The organism is Euzebya tangerina (assembly GCF_003074135.1).
In the GTDB taxonomy this organism is placed as follows: Bacteria; Actinomycetota; Nitriliruptoria; order Euzebyales; family Euzebyaceae; genus Euzebya; species Euzebya tangerina.
This window is the reverse complement of sequence record NZ_PPDK01000001.1, coordinates 2150466-2166389: the sequence shown is the minus strand read 5'-3', so window position 1 is coordinate 2166389 and position 15924 is coordinate 2150466. Positions and strand designations below refer to the sequence as shown.

The 15924-nt window shown below is 70.1% G+C and carries 14 protein-coding genes; 2 read left to right on the top strand and 12 right to left on the bottom strand.

Annotation, left to right across the window (positions count from 1 at the left end):
• Window positions 1–34: 34 nt before the first annotated feature.
• Genes hisG through C1746_RS09910 form a run of 5 tightly spaced genes read right to left on the bottom strand, consistent with a single transcriptional unit; the run spans window position 35 to window position 3676 of the window.
• A complete protein-coding gene (hisG, locus tag C1746_RS09930) occupies window positions 35–922 on the bottom strand; it encodes an ATP phosphoribosyltransferase (protein ID WP_116714441.1) in 888 nt (295 codons plus the stop codon).
• 45 nt (window positions 923–967) lie between these two features.
• A complete protein-coding gene (gene hisE / locus C1746_RS09925; RefSeq protein ID WP_116714440.1) occupies window positions 968–1252 on the bottom strand; it encodes a phosphoribosyl-ATP diphosphatase in 285 nt (94 codons plus the stop codon).
• Window positions 1253–1298: 46 nt separating this feature from the next.
• Complete coding sequence (locus tag C1746_RS09920) at window positions 1299–2084, bottom strand: purine-nucleoside phosphorylase (protein WP_162867591.1); 786 nt, start codon at window positions 2082–2084, stop codon at window positions 1299–1301.
• A 7-nt stretch (window positions 2085–2091) separates the two neighbouring features.
• Window positions 2092–2313 carry a Trm112 family protein gene (locus C1746_RS09915; protein ID WP_116714438.1) on the bottom strand — a complete coding sequence of 74 codons (222 nt, stop codon included), beginning with the start codon at window positions 2311–2313 and terminating at the stop codon, window positions 2092–2094.
• A gap of 28 nt (window positions 2314–2341) precedes the next feature.
• A complete protein-coding gene (locus tag C1746_RS09910; RefSeq protein WP_116715659.1) occupies window positions 2342–3676 on the bottom strand; it encodes a phosphohexomutase domain-containing protein in 1335 nt (444 codons plus the stop codon).
• 82 nt (window positions 3677–3758) lie between these two features.
• Here C1746_RS09910 and C1746_RS09905 point away from each other — a divergent pair, with 82 nt between their 5' ends.
• Window positions 3759–5897 carry a cell wall-binding repeat-containing protein gene (locus tag C1746_RS09905; RefSeq protein WP_116714437.1) on the top strand — a complete coding sequence of 713 codons (2139 nt, stop codon included), beginning with the start codon at window positions 3759–3761 and terminating at the stop codon, window positions 5895–5897.
• 3 nt (window positions 5898–5900) lie between these two features.
• On the opposite strand, the gene C1746_RS09900 is transcribed toward C1746_RS09905, so the two are convergent.
• The gene (locus C1746_RS09900) at window positions 5901–7463 is read right to left on the bottom strand and encodes a glycerol-3-phosphate dehydrogenase/oxidase (protein ID WP_116715658.1); all 1563 of its coding nucleotides are present in this window, start codon (window positions 7461–7463) and stop codon (window positions 5901–5903) included.
• A 22-nt stretch (window positions 7464–7485) separates the two neighbouring features.
• On the opposite strand from C1746_RS09900, the gene C1746_RS09895 reads away from it, so the two are divergent.
• Window positions 7486–9210, top strand: a complete 1725-nt coding sequence (locus C1746_RS09895; RefSeq protein WP_205711797.1) for an FAD-binding oxidoreductase — start codon at window positions 7486–7488, stop codon at window positions 9208–9210.
• A 6-nt stretch (window positions 9211–9216) separates the two neighbouring features.
• Here C1746_RS09895 and C1746_RS22010 read toward each other — a convergent pair whose 3' ends face one another.
• From C1746_RS22010 to C1746_RS09870, 6 genes are all read right to left on the bottom strand, one after another.
• Window positions 9217–9390 carry a hypothetical protein gene (locus C1746_RS22010; RefSeq protein WP_162867590.1) on the bottom strand — a complete coding sequence of 58 codons (174 nt, stop codon included), beginning with the start codon at window positions 9388–9390 and terminating at the stop codon, window positions 9217–9219.
• Between the two features lie 111 nt (window positions 9391–9501).
• Complete coding sequence (locus C1746_RS09890; protein WP_116714436.1) at window positions 9502–9897, bottom strand: DUF6788 family protein; 396 nt, start codon at window positions 9895–9897, stop codon at window positions 9502–9504.
• A gap of 12 nt (window positions 9898–9909) precedes the next feature.
• Window positions 9910–10587, bottom strand: coding sequence for a DUF3499 family protein (locus tag C1746_RS09885; RefSeq protein ID WP_162867589.1), 678 nt, complete (start codon window positions 10585–10587; stop codon window positions 9910–9912).
• Between the two features lie 53 nt (window positions 10588–10640).
• A complete protein-coding gene (locus C1746_RS09880; protein WP_116714434.1) occupies window positions 10641–12413 on the bottom strand; it encodes a DUF5719 family protein in 1773 nt (590 codons plus the stop codon).
• The gene (locus tag C1746_RS09875; protein WP_116714433.1) at window positions 12410–15601 is read right to left on the bottom strand and encodes a glycosyltransferase family 2 protein; all 3192 of its coding nucleotides are present in this window, start codon (window positions 15599–15601) and stop codon (window positions 12410–12412) included. The genes C1746_RS09880 and C1746_RS09875 overlap by 4 nt, the downstream gene beginning before the upstream one ends.
• 59 nt (window positions 15602–15660) lie before the next feature.
• A complete protein-coding gene (locus C1746_RS09870) occupies window positions 15661–15894 on the bottom strand; it encodes a WhiB family transcriptional regulator (protein ID WP_116714432.1) in 234 nt (77 codons plus the stop codon).
• Between the last annotated feature and the right edge of the window lie 30 nt (window positions 15895–15924).

Here is a 15924-nt window from a genome sequence, read left to right as displayed (position 1 = left end):
CGCTGTCTCGGGAGGGGACGGGGCCCGTGGGCGGCTACTCCGGTAGGAAGTCGAGGAGGGCGACCGGCTGGGTGGCCACGATGTCGGTGGCCCCGATGTCACGGAGGTCCGTCAGCCGCTCCCACAGCTGCCCGTTCTGCGCGACGAAGTGGACGGCAGCCAGGTCGTCACGGCCCGCCAACGGCAGCACGGTCGGCGACTCGAGCCCGTGGAACATCAGGATCAGGTCCTCGATCCGCTCCCGTGGCAGGTGCAGCATGACGTAGCGGTGCTGCCGGGCGGCAAGGGCGGCCTCCAGCCGCAGCTCGAGGTCCTCGAGGGCAGGGTGGCCTGACTGGTGGACGAACTCGGCCTCGCACGCCTTGATCTCGGTCAGGACCTTCAGCCGGTTCTGCCGCAGCGACGTCCCGGTCTCGGAGTTGTCCACGATCGCGTCGGCAAGCCCGGCGGCACAGACGCCCTCGAGCGACCCGCCCATGGCCACGACCCGGACGTCGACACCCTTCTCCTCGAAGAACTGCTCGGTGAGGTTCGGCATGTGCGTCGCGACGACACAGCCGGACAGGTCAGCTAGGTCCGCTCGGCCGTCGTCGTCCTTGCTGGCCACGACCAACGTCGAGCGAGCGAACCCGAGGGGCTGGGAGGCGAACTCGGTGACTCTGTGCTCCATGGCGATGTCGGTGGCGATGAAGGCGCCGTCAAGCGCACCAGCACAGAGCGCGGCGGCGGCGTCCCGCGGGCGCATCTCGATCAGCTCCAGGCCCTTGCCGGCCAGGGCCATCGATCCGGAGCCCCGCAGGCCGGAGGTGGGATACCCGGCGGTCGTCAGCAGCTTGAGCACCTCGTCGCGCAACCGCCCCTTGGAGGGGACGGCGACGCGGGCGCGGCCGTTGGTCGATTGTCGGGCAGGGATGGCGTTCATCAGGCAGGACTCTCCGGCAACAGGACGTGTGGGTCGACGTCGGGCTCAGCGGCGGCGACGGGCCAGATGGGCCAGGACCTGTTCCCACCTCACCCCGGCGCCGGTGAGCCCCGCCATCAGGTGGAAGACCAGGTCGGCGGCCTCGGACGCCGTCCGGTCCTGATCCACCTCCGCGGCACCGAGCTCCAGGCAGACCTCGAAGGCCTCCTCCATGATCTTGCGCTGCGCCACGACCGGATCGGTGATCAGGGAGACGGAGTAGGAGTCAGCCGGCTGCTCGCGCTTGCGGCTCTGCAACAGCGCGTCGAGGTCGGTCAGGAGGTCGGCCATGTCGGCGGCAGATGGTACCCGCCCTCCCGCGAGCCCGGTCCGCCGCTCAGAGCGTCGGCAGCCAGGCCTTCAGCACGCCGGCGAGGCGGGGACCTGCAGCCTTGCCCTCCCGCATCACTTCCTCGTGATCGGTCGGGGTGCCCCCCAACCGGTGGACATTGGTGATCAGGGAGCAGCCCATCACCCGCATGCCCTCGGCGTTGGCGGCGATCACCTCGTTGACGGTGGACATCCCGACGGCGTGCCCGCCCACGACGCGGAGCATCATCACCTCGGCCGGTGTCTCGTAGGTGGGCCCCGCCAGGCCGACGTACACCCCGCGCTGCAACGACACGCCGAGGTCCTTGGCGGTCGCCTCGAAGGAGGCCCGCAGGTCCGCGTCGTAGGCGTTGGACTGGTCCAGGAACAGTGGCGGCACCCGCCCGGTCAGTGCGTTGTGACCGCTCAGGTTGATGTGGTCGGCGATGACCATGAGGTCGCCGGGGTCGAAGGTGTCAGCCAACCCCCCCGCGGCGTTCGTGACGACATAGGTACCAACCCCGATCTCCGCCGCGGCGAGCACGGCAGCCACGACCCGGTCGACGCCCAGCCCCTCGTAGAGGTGCACCCGCCCCTGCTGGACCAGTACCTGGACGCCGTCGATCGTCCCCGAGACGAACTTCCCGGCGTGTCCGGGCACCGAGGTGTCGGGCAGTCCGACGTCGGCGAAGGGGATCTCGAGGCGGTCCTCCACACCATCGGCCAGGGATCCGAGCCCCGACCCGAGGGTCATCATGACGGTCGGCTGCCGGTCGCCGAGGCGTTCCCGAAGTGCAGATGCGGTGTCAGTCACAACAGTCCTACTTGCTGCGGATGATGGTGCCGTCGCCGGTGGTGATCTCCTGCTGACCACGCGGCGGCTTCGCCTCGTCCAGCAGCATCACCGGGATGTTGTCGCGGACGGGGAAGACCGCAGTGCACTCGTTGCACAGGATCACCTGGCGCCGCTCCTTGTACTCGATCTCGGAGTGGGTGTCGCACGGGCAGCGCAGCAGTTCGACCAGGTCTTTGGGGACAGCCATGTGGGGTGCTCTCTCTCGGATGGACGTCTTACCGGATGATGGACAGTACGCGGTCGCGGACCGCTGCCATGATGGCAGGGTCCTCCGCCTCGACGTTGAGGCGCAGGAACGGCTCGGTGTTCGAGGGGCGCAGGTTGAACCACCACGTGTCGGCCTCCACCAGCAGCCCGTCACGGTCCGCGATCTCGGCCTCAGCAGCGAAGTCGGCCCGGACCGCATTCATCGCGGCATCGGTATCGGGCACCGTCGAGTTGATCTCGCCTGACGCGGCGTAGACGTCGTAGGGGGCGGCCAGGGCGGAGAAGGGCTGGGCTGACCGGGCGAGAATCTCGAGCAGGATGACGGCGGCGATGAGACCGGAGTCGGCCCGGTAGTTGTCCCTGAAGTAGTAGTGCGCCGAGTGCTCGCCACCGAAGATCGCACCGGTCTCGGCCATGACCTCCTTGATGAAGCTGTGGCCGACACGGGTCCGGACCCCGACGCCGCCGGCACGCTCGATCGTCTCGGGGACGATCCGCGAGCAGATCACGTTGAACAGGATCGTGGCCCCGGGGTCGGCCGCCAGCAGCGACTCGCTGATCATGGCCGTCACGATCGAGGGGGACACCGCCCTCCCCTGCTCGTCGACGCAGAACATCCGGTCGGCGTCGCCGTCGAAGGCCAGGCCGATGTCGCATCCCTCGGCCACCACGCGCGCCTGCAGATCACGGAGGTTCTCCGGCTCGAGCGGGTTGGCCGGGTGGTTCGGGAACGTGCCGTCCAACTCGAAGTACAGCGGCACCAGGTCGATCGGCAGGCTCTCGAACACGGCCGGCACCATCAGACCGGCCATCCCGTTCCCAGCATCGACGGCGACTCGGAGCGGGCTCATCTGGGCGACGTCGATGAAGGATCGGACGTGCTCGGCGAACCGACCGACCATGTCATCGATGGTGCGGTGCGAGCCGGGTCGCCTGGCCGGTGCAGCCAATGCTCCACTGGCCGCCCGGTCGCGCATGGCCAGCAGCCCGGTGTTGGTGGACACCGGCGCGGCACCGGCCCGGCAGAACTTCATCCCGTTGTAGCCAGCGGGGTTGTGGCTGGCCGTGAACATGACCCCGGGGAGGTCGAGTGAGCCCGACGCGTAGTACAGCAGGTCGGTGGAGCCGAGGCCCAGGTCGACCGTACCGACCCCGTGCATCCGGACGCCACGCATGAAGGCGTCCGCCAGCTCCACACCGGACGGCCGCATGTCACGAGCCACGACGATCTCGGGGCCACCGAGCTCCACTGCGGCGGCGCGGCCGAGGGCGAGGCAGACGTCGGAGTTCAGCTGGTCCGGCACGGTCCCGCGAACGTCGTAGGCCTTCACGATCTGCGTCATCAGGGCTTCCACGCGGCGGGATCCTACCGGTTCCCCAACGTCGGCTTGGATCTGGACGCGCCGTCTGGTGTGCTACACGCCCATGGGGACATCACACACCGCAGCGGGATCGGCCGCACGCCTCACCCTCCTTCCACCCATCCTCCTCCTCGCGCTCGTGGCGGCGTTGCTGCCGGGATCGCGTGCGCAGGCCGGTGAGGAGACACGGGCTGGGGACACGCTGGCCCTGGTGGAGGACGAGCAGCAGCCGACCAACATCGACATCGCGGTCACGATCGCCGAGGAGACGTTCACCACCAGTGAGACGGTCCTCATCACCCGGGACGACCGCTTCGCCGATGCCCTGGCGTCGGGCTACCTGCAGGACACCGCGCCGCTGCTGATGGTCCCGACCGATGGGCCGATCCCGGCCAGCGTCACCCAGCAGATCACGGATCTGGGCGCAACTCGTGCGGTGATCCTCGGTGGCACCGCGGCGGTGTCGGCCGCTGTGGAGGCGGAGTTGTCGGGTCAGGGCCTGGAGGTCGAGCGACGGGAGGGGGGTTCCCGGTTCGAGACGGCCATCGACGTGGCGGCCACCGATGCCGCGGGCGCAACCACCGCCATGCTGGCACGGGCGTTTCCGGCCCCCGGCGGACCGGAGTCACAGGGCTTCGCCGACACGCTGGCCGCCGGGGGTGTCGCCGCGCGCCAGAAGCTGCCCATCCTGCTCACGCAGACCGAGACGCTGACCCGGGCGACGGCCGACTACCTGTCGGGTTCGAACATCACGACGGTGCTCGTCATGGGCGGGACCGCCGCCGTCAGCGCAGCAGTCACCGACCAGCTTGCCGGCATGGGCATCGCCGTCGAACGCGTTGCCGGTAACTCGCGGGACGAGACCGCCATCGAGATCGCCAAGATCGCGGGTGATGAGAGCGCGGCAGATGCCGAGCGGGTCATCATCACCCAGGGCGAGGGTGAGAACGCCTGGGCCAGTGGGTTTGCGCTCGCCTCCCACGCCGCCGCCTTCGACGCGCCGATCGTGCTGGCGCAGGACGGCCGGATCCCCGCGCCGACCCAGGCCTTCCTGGATGGCGGTGTGGGTGGCGACCCGGCTGCAAGCCCGGTCCTGACCTGTGCGATCGTCGCCTCGCTCTGCGAGGAGACCCGGGTCACGGCGGGACTGCCGCCGACGCCCACCACGCCGTTCGAGGACATCGGTCCAGTGGCCCTGTCGCTGACGAGCGATGATGTCGACCGGATCACCTTCGATGCGCTACCGGGTGAGCGGATCGGCATCGGCTACCGCGACCTGATCGCCGCCGACTCCGAGACGACGGTCTGCGTGGAGATGATCCTGACCGATCCCGACGGCCGGGAGATCGCCGCGCTGACCAACGGCTTCTCCCACTGCAGCGATCGACCGAACGCCGCTGCCGGCTCCGTGTCGTCGATCCTCCTCGGGGCGGGCGGCACCTACAACCTGCAGACCTCCATCGCGGACGGTCTCTCCGCGACCCTCGAGGTCTTCGTGACGGGGGCGCCCGAGGTCGAGATCCAGCCCGGCGACCCAGCGGTACCGGTGTCGGTCAGCCGGCCCGGCGAGGTCCATCGAACGGTGTTCGAGGGACAGGAGAACGACCAGGTCTCCATCGGCTATCGCAACTTCGTCCCCGACGACGTGGACCGCGGCGTCTGCACCGAGATCCGGCTGCGAACGCCGCTGGACAACAGCGTGATCGCACAGATGACCAATGGCTTCACCCACTGCACCGAACAGAGTCCGTCCCAGGGCCTGACCGATGCTGTCGTCCTGCCGACCGACGGCACCTACGTGGTCGAGGCGGCGATGGCCTTCGGCGGACGCGCCGACCTGGACCTGCACGTCACACCCGTCGTCAACGAGCCGCTGACGCTCGGCACGCCCATCCCGGTCACCGTCGATCGGCCGGGGCTGCTCCACCGCGGGACGTTCACGGGCGCCGAGGGACAGACCGTGGCGATCAGCTACTCCGGGCTCACCTCAACCGATGCCCAGGGCGAGGTGTGCGTCGACGTCGAACTGCGAAGCCCCACCGGCGCTCGAGTGGGGCAGCTCAACAACGGGTTCAGCGACTGCACCGGCCAGGGAACCACGAACGTCAGCGACCCGCTCACCCTGCCGATCAGCGGGGAGTACGTCCTGGAGAGCACCATCGTGGACGGCCGGACCGGAACGATGTCCGTTCGCGTGCAGTGACCCTCACGGCACGAACGACGCCGCCACCGGGGCGGCCAGCACACGGTCCGCGCGGACCAACCCCAGGCGGGTTCGCCGGTCGACGAGGTCGTCGACGGTGAGTGCCCCCTCGCGGTCGACGGCGAACCGGAACTCCGCTCTGCGGTAGGGCAGTCCCGGTACGACGGGTTCGGCCAGGGAGGGCTCGTCGCGCATCATGCTCGACAGGACCGACGCCTCTGCCCCGTAGCGGGCCACCAACCACGGGTCCTCCGGCCAGGCGGCCAGTCGCGCTCGGGGCAGCGCCCCAACCAGCGGCTGCGAGCGAGTGCGACCGGGCCGATCGGTCAGACGGTCGACGGTCTGGGCGGCCATGGCCCGGTACGTCGTCAGCTTGCCGCCGACCACCGTGATGGGCCCCTCCCCGTCGTCCACGACCAGATGCCGGCGGGACAGATCGGGGGTGCTGCCCCGCGCTCCCGAGGCGTCGATGGGCTGGACCAACGGGCGGTAGCCCACGAAGCCACCCAGGACAGCATCGGGTGCGAGCGGCCGCGTGAGCACCCCACCGGCCACGTCCAGCAGGAACGCCTGCTCCTCCGGCGTGACTGAAGCCTCGCGGGGGATCGGCCCGCCGGCCTCCTCGTCGGTCAGACCGAGATAGACCCGACCGTCGGGCTGGGGTAGCAGGAACACGAACCGGGTCGGGTGGCCCGGCACCGGTGCGGTGATGCCGGCTGTCGGATGTCCCAGCGCTGCGCCGTCGATCACCAGATGAGCACCACGACTCGGCCGCAGGGCAACCCGGTCGTCCAGCGTGTCCGACCACACCCCGGCCGCCACGACCACCCGACCAGCCGTCGCGGTGAACGTCTCGCCGGTCATCTCATCCCTGAGTTCCGCACGGGTCCGCTCGACCGCTGCCGCGCCGACGTAGGGCAGCACCCGTGCTCCGAAGGCCGCTGCGGTGCGGGCCAGCGCAACCACCAACCGGACGTCATCGACCACCTGGCCGTCGGTGTTCACCAGTGCGCCGGCCGCTCCGGCCGTCCGCACGGTCGGGGCCAGACGCCGTGCCACACGCGAGGAGACCCACCGAGGTGACGGCAAGGTCCGACCGGCCGTCCCGGCGGTCAGTCGCAGCACGTCCCCCGCCAGATACCCCAACCCGACCAGTGCGGTCATGGCGACCGATGCGCCGACCCCGATCGGGGTCAGGAACGGCAGTGCCCTGGTCAGGTGGGGCGCCGTTCGCTCCATCAGCACACCACGCTCCACCGCGGACTCCCAGGCCAGCCTCACGTCGCCGCTGGCCAGGTACCGCAGGCCGCCGTGGACCAGCTTGGACGACCAGCCGGACGTACCCGAGCCCAGGTCCCCCACGTCGACGACGGCCACCGACAGTCCGCGCGTCACCGCGTCGAGCGCCACCCCGCAGCCGGTGAAGCCGGCACCGATCACCAGGACGTCCGGCCGCCAGCCGTTGCCCAGGCGGTCCAGGTCGGCCCGCCGTCTGGCGGCCGACAACGCCGACGGCACCGGCCTCGGGACCTCTCCGGTCCGGCGGGCTGTGACGGTGTCGGGCATCCCGAGGCACAGTAGCGACCACATGCCGGCATCCTCGACACACATCGCACCACCGGACCAGCCGATGAGCTGGCGAGGCTGGGGAGATCCACGCCACATCCCGGACCTCACACCCCGCGTCGTGAAGGCGCTGGAGGCCGAGATCGGCACGCTCGCAGCCACGACCACACCGGTCACCGTGGACGAGGTTCGGCTCCGCCCGTCGACGGTGAGCAGCGCCCTGCAAACCGACCTCGAACGGACCGTCGGTGCGGCGCATCTGACCACGGACCGCCTCGCTCGGATTCGACGGTCCGGAGGCAAGAGCTACACCGACCTCTGGCGACGCCGGGACGGTGATGCCGAGGGCGCCCCCGACGCCGTGGTCTTCCCCGCGGACCACGACGAGGTCACGCAGGTCCTGGAGGTGGCCACACGCCACGGTGCCGCCATCGTCCCCTACGGCGGGGGGACGTCCGTCGTCGGTGGCCTCGAGCCGTGCCGTGAGGACCGGCAGACGCTGGTCAGCCTGGATCTGTCCCGCATGGACCGTGTGGTTGCGGTGGACGAGACCAGCCGACTGGCCACGTTCGAACCGGGTGTCCGCGGGCCCGCAGCCGAGGCAGAGCTGCGGCGTCGCGGGTTCACGCTGGGGCACTTCCCGCAGAGCTACGCCTACGCCTCGATCGGCGGCTACGTGGCAACCCGATCTGCCGGCCAGGCGTCAACCGGCTACGGGCGTGTCGATCAGCTGGTCCATCAGGTGCGTCTGGCCACGCCGACGGGAACCGTCGTGGCCGGAGGTGCGCCAGCGAGTGCTGCGGGGCCGGACCTGCGCCAGTTGCTGATCGGCAGCGAGGGCACGCTCGGGGTGATCACCCAGGCCACGTTGCAGATCCAGCCGGCCCCCGAGGAGGAGCGCTACGAGGCGCGAGCGGTCGGCTCGTTCCATCGGGGGTTGGAGGTGCTCCGCCACCTCCAGCAGGAGGGAATGGCGCCCGACGTCTGTCGGCTCTCCGACCCTGATGAGACGCGGCTGTTCGCCCAGCAGGCCGACGGCGGCGCAGGCCGCCTGTTCCGGGGGTACCTGCGGACACGCGGGTACGGCGACGGCTGCCTGCTGCTGCTGGGGTGGAGTGGCCTGCGACGGCAGATCGCCCTCAGCCGCGCGGCCGCCGCGCGGGTGCTGAGCGAGCACACCACGATCCGGCTGGGCTCGCGACCGGGGCAGTCATGGGCGCAGGGACGCTTCGACGGCCCCTACCTCCGCGATGCCCTCATGGACCGTGGTGTGATGGTCGAGACGCTGGAGACCGCGACCACGTATACCAACGTGGAGCGGCTCTACTCAGCCGTCCGCGGTGCGATCCGGCACGCCATGGCGGACAGCGGCCGACCGGGCGTGGTGCTCTGCCACGTCAGCCACCTCTACGACAGCGGCTGTTCGCTGTACTTCACGTGGCTGTGTCGCGAGCGCGCTGATGACGTGCTGGGGCAGTACCGGACCATCAAGGAGGCGGCGAGCACGGCGATCACCCGAGCGGGTGGGACGATCACCCATCACCACGGCGTCGGAACGGAGCATCGTGCCCATCTGACCGCGGAGATCGGCGAACGAGGCGCGGCGCTGCTGCGGGCCGTCAAGCAGGAGTTGGACCCGGCCGGGATCATGAACCCCGGCAAGCTCATCCCGTTGCCGGGCGATCATGCCCAAAATGGGGTCGACGCCGGGCATGGGGCGAGCACACCGGGCGTCGAGGGACCGTGAGGGTTTCTAGGACAGGACCTCGAGCACGTCGGTGAGGTCGATGGAGGCGTCGACGGCGTCCCACCAGGTGTTCTCGCACTCGCGGCAGGTGTTGAACATCATCGGGGTGTCCTGCGGCTTCAATTCCACGCGGAGGAGGTCGGTGGATGTGCAGGTCGGGCAGGTGGCGTCACGCGTCATGGGGGTTTGACCTTCGGTGCTCTGAGGATCGGAACGTGGTGTAGTGATCGGCGGCACGACACCGAAACCCCATGGGCATCCTGGGCTATCTTTTCCTCACCGACTAACTAGTTACTCTCTGACGAGGCGGAGCGTCGGCCGCGGGTCAGCCGTGGTGGTCCCATCGGCCGCGATCGCACCCTCCTCGGCGACCTCGGTCTCCATCTCCTCAAGCTTCCGACGGACGTCAGGGGGGAGTTCGGCACCGATGTACCGGCTTCTGCGCCTGCCGTCCTCGACCCAGTGGGCGTACCAGTACGGACCGTGGGGGCACCGAGTGCAGGTGGGCTTGCCACACTTCACCGGCTTCTGGCGGTAGCGGACGGTCGGCATCCCCGGAAGCCCCTCGATCTCCAGCACGGGCGACTCCGATGTGACCAGCAGTCCACGCCCGAGCACCAGCAACTGTCGCAGTTGGGGCTCGTCGAGACGACGGATCTCCTCCACCAGCCAGCGTGGGAGCGCCATGACCGGCCCCGGCTACTGGTCGGTGGGGGTCTCGTCGACCGGCCCGTCCGTGCGCAGCGGCAACGTGAGGACCACGGCCGGCCCGTCTGCGTCGTCCGCAGCGCCACGGTGCTGGGTCCCCGCCTGGTGGGAGCTCGTCTGCTGCATCGTCGTGGCCAGGGCTGGCAGGTTGCGGGGCACCGGGGCCATGCCGTGGGAGATCTCGGCGGCGGAGACCATCCGAACCGACGGTGCCGCCCCGACGGATTCGGGCTCGCCTGCCTCGTCCTCGTCGGCGGTCACCAGGGGCGTGGGCTGCGTGACGGCCTCGCTGCCCGCTCGCTGGTCGGTTCCGTCGGGGTTGTAGGTCGGCAGCCCGTCGAGCAGATCGGCGTAGCGCGAGGTGCGTTCGGGCTTCGGGAGCTGCTCCTCGAGGCGACGGTCGACGGTCTCACGGAGCGTGGCCACGCGCTCCACGATCTCAGCCGCGGAGGGCTCGTGGACGACCGGTGCCGGCTGCCGTTCGTCGACCAGGCTCCACCCTCGCGGCACCTTGAGGTTGTCAGCGTGGTGGGGGCACAGATCGTGGGTCGCCGGGTGGTCCTCACCGAGGTCGGACAACCAGACCTCGCTGGTGCCGTAGCGATAGGACAACGTGGCAGCAGCAGGCCACCGACAACCTGTCTTGATACACGAGCGCATGTCCGGCATGCAAGGGACCGTACGGCCAAGTCGGCTGTTTTCCTCGGATCTCATGCAATTCGTCAGCCGAAGAGGTTGCCCTCTTCGGTTGCCTCCTCCCCCGGCGCGGGCTGTTGCGGTGGCGGACTCTCGTCGGGCTCAGGTGTCCCGGTTGGCGCGTCGCCACCGGCTCCGGCCTCCCCCGGCGCCTCATCGGTCGGGAGCGCATCCGTGGGCAGCGGTCCGGGCGAGAAGGTCGGCGTGACCGTCGGCTCGGGGACGATCGAGGGTGTCGGGCTGGACTCCAGCGGATCGAGCTGACCCTCGCCGCCGCCGTCATCGATCACCGGAGCCGCGCTGGGTGTTGCCGTCGCGGATGTCGCCGGCCGGGTGGACAGGGCGGGATCACGTCTGGCCTGGTCGGCCTCATCAGGGCCCAGCAACTCGCGGACCGGGGTCCCGGTCGCCGACCACAGCTGAGGCGCGCTGCCCGGCGACACCGACACCACGGCCGCCACCACCGGTCGGTCGGCGTCGACCAGCACGGGCCCCTCCGGTGCTGCGTCCTGCAGCGGGAGCTCCACCACCGCGTTCGGTGGGATCGAGACCGCATCCCACTCCGGGGGTGCGGACCCGGCCGTGCTCAGGCGTGCTGAGGCCACCTCGGCGCCCGGGTTGAAGATCGTGATGACGCCATCGGGTGGTCGGGCGCCCGGCAGCGTCCACGCCACGTCAGCGGCGTTGGCTGCAGCCGCGATCGACACGCCGTCCCGCTCGGCGTCGGAGCCGGCTTCCCCCTCCATCAGGGCCGTCGTCCGCGTGGCCACCAGGCGGACGCCGTTGACACTGGTGAGCGCGACACCCATACGAGGGAGGGCTGACTGGTCGGCGAGGTCGAACCGGGTCGTGCCACCAGCGGGGACGGTGACCTCACCGACGGACGCCGCCGTGGTGGCAAGTGGCGTGGTGACGCTGACCTGGACGGCTGCCGCTCGGTCCTCGGGGTTGTAGACGGTCACCCACGAGTCGGTTGACGAGTCCACCTGGGCCTCGGGGAGGTAGAGGGTCTCGCTGGCCTCGGGCACGGCCGGGATCAGCGCACGGCCCGTGATGGCCTCGAGTCCTTCGCCTGCGGGCCCGCGGACGATCTGTCCCTGCGGGATGACTCGCCCGGTGCGCGCCTGGACGGTGACCGCCAGGTCCGCCGTCTCGGGACGGAAGTCCGCTAGGTCCGTGACCACCACCTCACCGGAGGGGACGGACAACTCGTCGGCGATGATCAACTCGACGGCTCCCTCGGTGGTCCCGAAGCGGAGGGTGACGATGGCGTCGCTCTCGAACGGATTGAACAGGTTGATCGTGGAGGTGTTGCCGCGGTTGGTGTCGAAGCCGGACAGGTACCAGCGGTCGGAGGGTCTCGTCTGACAGGTTGCGACCGCCTGCTCGGTGTCATCGGTCAGGCGGTACTGGGCCAGGACCGGCGCGCCCAACCAGTCGACCGTGACCGGGGTCGAGAGCTGGTCTGCCGGTATCTCGAGGGTCGAGGACCGTCCCGCCTCGAGCACACGCGGCTCGTCGATCTGCGGCACGCCGTCGATGAAGCGCGTGATCGTGATCTGGGAGTCCTCATCGGCGGAGGTCGAGGCGATCTCGAGGGCCGCGGTGTCGCCCTCCGAGGCGGTCATCGGGCAGTAGGCCGTTCCGGACCGGGCGCGCTGCACCTCACCGGTCTCCGCCTGAACGACCTGGTCGGGCGGGTCGGGCAGCACGGCACTGCCCAGGACCAGCGCTGCCGCCAGCCCGATCGCCAGCAGCAGCAGGACGCTCCCTCGCTTACGTCCCCGGACGGCGGTCATGATGCCCCCGCTGGCGGTCGGTCGGGGTCGATCTTCGGCAGCGCCATGGTCTGATCCGCCAGTCCGACCAGGTCAGCCGGCATCGACGTCACGCGCTCCTCCCTGACCGAGGCGCCGGGCGGTCGGACGGCGAGCGAGAGCACGATCAGCGCGACCAGGATCTGGCCCGCGACCACGGCCCGGCGCCGCAGGCCACCCTCGACCGCAACGGTGAAGTTGAAGGTGGTCTCCTCCACCCGGAAGGCGTTGATGGCCGGCACCTCGACCTGTTGGAGCTCGTCTCCGCCGCCGACAGCACGCCACGCAGAGGAGGTCGACTCGCTGACGACCAGCAAGCCGCGGTCGGAGTCCAGGGTGTCGGTGGTGTAGCGGCCGGGCCGGACCTGCGACAGCGTGATGTCGAGCGGCCCGGTGGGCCCGGGGTCACCGGTGGCCAGCAGCCGATCGGCCTGCGGCTGGCCGAGGATTCCGGCCCGGGGCAACCACGTGCGCACCTGGTATGTCACGGCCGCCTGCGACGACAGCGGGTCGAGGTCAACCTGGCCCGACAGCGCGGTCTGCAACGTGGGATCGGGTTCGAGCAGGACGACGTAGCGGATGTTGAGGACACCCAGTGTGGCGGCCGCACCGCTGCCGACACCATCACTGATCTGGGTGACGGTGTCGTTGATCAGGTCGGTGAGCGCCTGATCCCGGATGGTCCCGTACTCGGACATGTCCGGGCCGTCGTCGTCGGTGATCTCCCACGTGACGCCGCCCTCATCGTCGGTGTCCAGCAGCAGCACCCGGTACTGGCCGACCTCATCACCCTCTGACCCGATGAAGGCCGGCACCAACGTCGGGTCCAGGCTCAGGGACTGCCACGGACCAGCCGTCAGCAGACCGAGACCTGCCAGCACGCCGCCGATGCCAACCAAGACGCCGACGGCAGCGCCGACCTGGCTGGCGCCGAAGTCAGCGGCGGTCAGGAGGTCGGCAGACCATCGCGTCACCACGGTCGCCAGAACAGCCAGGGCCAGGACCCCAGGCAGCAGCAGGGTGGTGGTGTCGAGCAACGGCACGCCGGCCCACTGCGCCAACCAGGCCAGCGTCCCGGCGACCGCAACGGCCAGACACAACGCCCCGGTGATCAGCGGGCGGGAGCGCATGCCGACGAAGAGCACCCCGATGAACACCGCGGCCGGCAGCAGGAGCATCCCGAACCCGAGCACGCCATCCAGGCCGTCCACGGTCTGGGGTTGCCCGAGCAGCGCCCGCCAGGGGGACAGCGGCTCGGTGGCGGGCAGTCCCACGGTGTTGGCCAGGGTGCCGCCGGCGGGGCCGCCGTTCCGGGCCAGGTCCAGCAACCAGGGTGCCAACAGCGCGCCGGCTCCGGCCAGCCCGACCAGCAGCCGAGCCAGTGGTCGCCACCAGCCACGCAGGGCGGCGGTGACCGCGCCCACGAGAACGCCGACGACCAGGAGCAGCCCGTCGATGGGTGCCGCGGCCAGGGCCAGCATCAGGGTCAGGCCGAGCAGCGCGGTGCTGCGCCACGCCCGGCCTCGGACGGTCTGGGGCGAGGCGGTGGTGATCGTGAGGGACGCGGCCGCAGGCAACAGGGCCGCGACCACGAGCAGCCCGTACTGTCCGCGGGACAAGGTTCCGAGCACGACCGGCGAGAGGACGTAGACGGTCGCGCCGACGACGCGCGGCCATGGCCGTGACGTGACCAGACGTCCGGCGCGGAGGGTCGTGACGAAGGCCAGGGGCAGCAAGCCGAAGACCAGGAGCCGCCCGGACAGCCAGGCGTTGCCGCCGAGGACCGTCCCGACGATGCCGAAGACCGCCTGGATGGGTGAGGGGAACGACGCTGAGCCGAGCGGCTCGGCTCCCCAGGGGCTGACGTAGTTGCGGAGGAACGTGGCGGCCGAGTCGGGCCAGGGGGTGATCTGTCCGCCGACGACCGGCCCGCTGCCGAGCAGTGGGGCGATCGAGAACAGGAACGCCAGCAGCAGCGGGACGCCGAGGAGGACCAGGGGTCGGTCGCGGAGGAAGCGCTGCAACGGCTGGTCCGCCAACGGGTCGATGCCGATGCGCTCCACCTCCTCCGCGTCGATCAGGGCTGAGGTGTTCGTCCCGGCGATCAACTCGTTGAAGGAGTCGGAGTACTGCTGCAGACGAGGGAGGCCGGCGGCGAACAGGGCGCCGACCTGCTTGTCGGTCCGGGTCCTGGCCGTCTGGACCACACGGCGACGGGTGAGCGTCCCACCGAGTTGGCTGATGTTCCAGACGTACGCCCGGATGATCGAGAAGGCCTCACCGAACCGCCGGGCGACGACGAGGGCAAGCGTCCTGATCACGGCCAACGCGAAGCCGGCTGGGAGCAGCCACGCCAACCGACGCAGCGAGTAGTTCTTGATCGTCGTGGCCAGGGTGTTGCGCTCGATGAGGTATCGAGCCCGGCTCATGTCCATCGACTCGCGCAGCCCGTTGGCAGCCGCGGCAACGTGGTAGCCGACGGCCTCCGGCACCACCGCGACCCGTGAGCCGGTGTTCCACGCCCGCCAGCACAGGTCCATGTCCTCTCGGAACACCACGAACCGTGGATCGAACCCGCCGATCCTGTTGAACAGGTCAGCGCGGATCATCATCCCGGCAGTGGGGACGTACAGCGTGTCCCGCCGACTGTCGTGCTGCCCCTGATCCAACTCGCCGTCGTCCAACTGCCGCTCGGCCCGCCCGAACACGTCGGCGCTCATGCCGACGCTCTGCAGCAGCGCGTCCTCGTCCCACTCCCGCAGCTTCGGGCCGGCGATCGCGAGACGCGGGTCGGCCTCCATGGCTCGGACCAGCCACTGCACGGCGTCCGGCATCAGGGCCATGTCGTCGTGGACCAGCAGGACGTAGTCGGCCTTGGCGTCCGTGTACTCGCGCAGGGCCTCGAACACGGCGCGGGCGAACCCGCGATTGCGGTCGAGGCGGAGGACACGACTGGCGCCCAGCCGCTCCCGCATGATCTCGCCCGTGTCGTCGGTCGAGGCGTTGTCCACGCCGACGACTGCCAGGCGCGGATACCCCTGCGCGCGAAGGGTGCGCAGCGCTGCTCGGAGCCAGTCGCCGCCTGAACTGGCAACGATGATCGCCAAGACACGCGGGGTCGCGGATGACCGCGACGCCGACGGTGGGGAAGGTGCGGGAGCGGTCGTCATGGCGCTACTGCCTCCAGCCTATGGGTCGGCCGGAGCATCGAGCCACGGGCTGGGGGTGGTCAGGAGGCCAGTCGCTTGAGTTTGCGCCGCTCCCGCTCGCTCATCCCGCCCCAGATGCCGAATCGTTCCTCGTTGGCCAGGGCGAACTCCAGACACTCGGCCTTCACCTCGCACATCGAGCAGATGCGCTTGGCCTCGCGGGTGGAGCCCCCCTTCTCCGGGAAGAAGGTGTCAGGCTCGGCCTGCAGGCACTTGGCCTGGTCTGCCCATGGCAGTTGCTCTATGCCGATCATGTGCCGTCCTTCAGGTCACCGGCCACATCC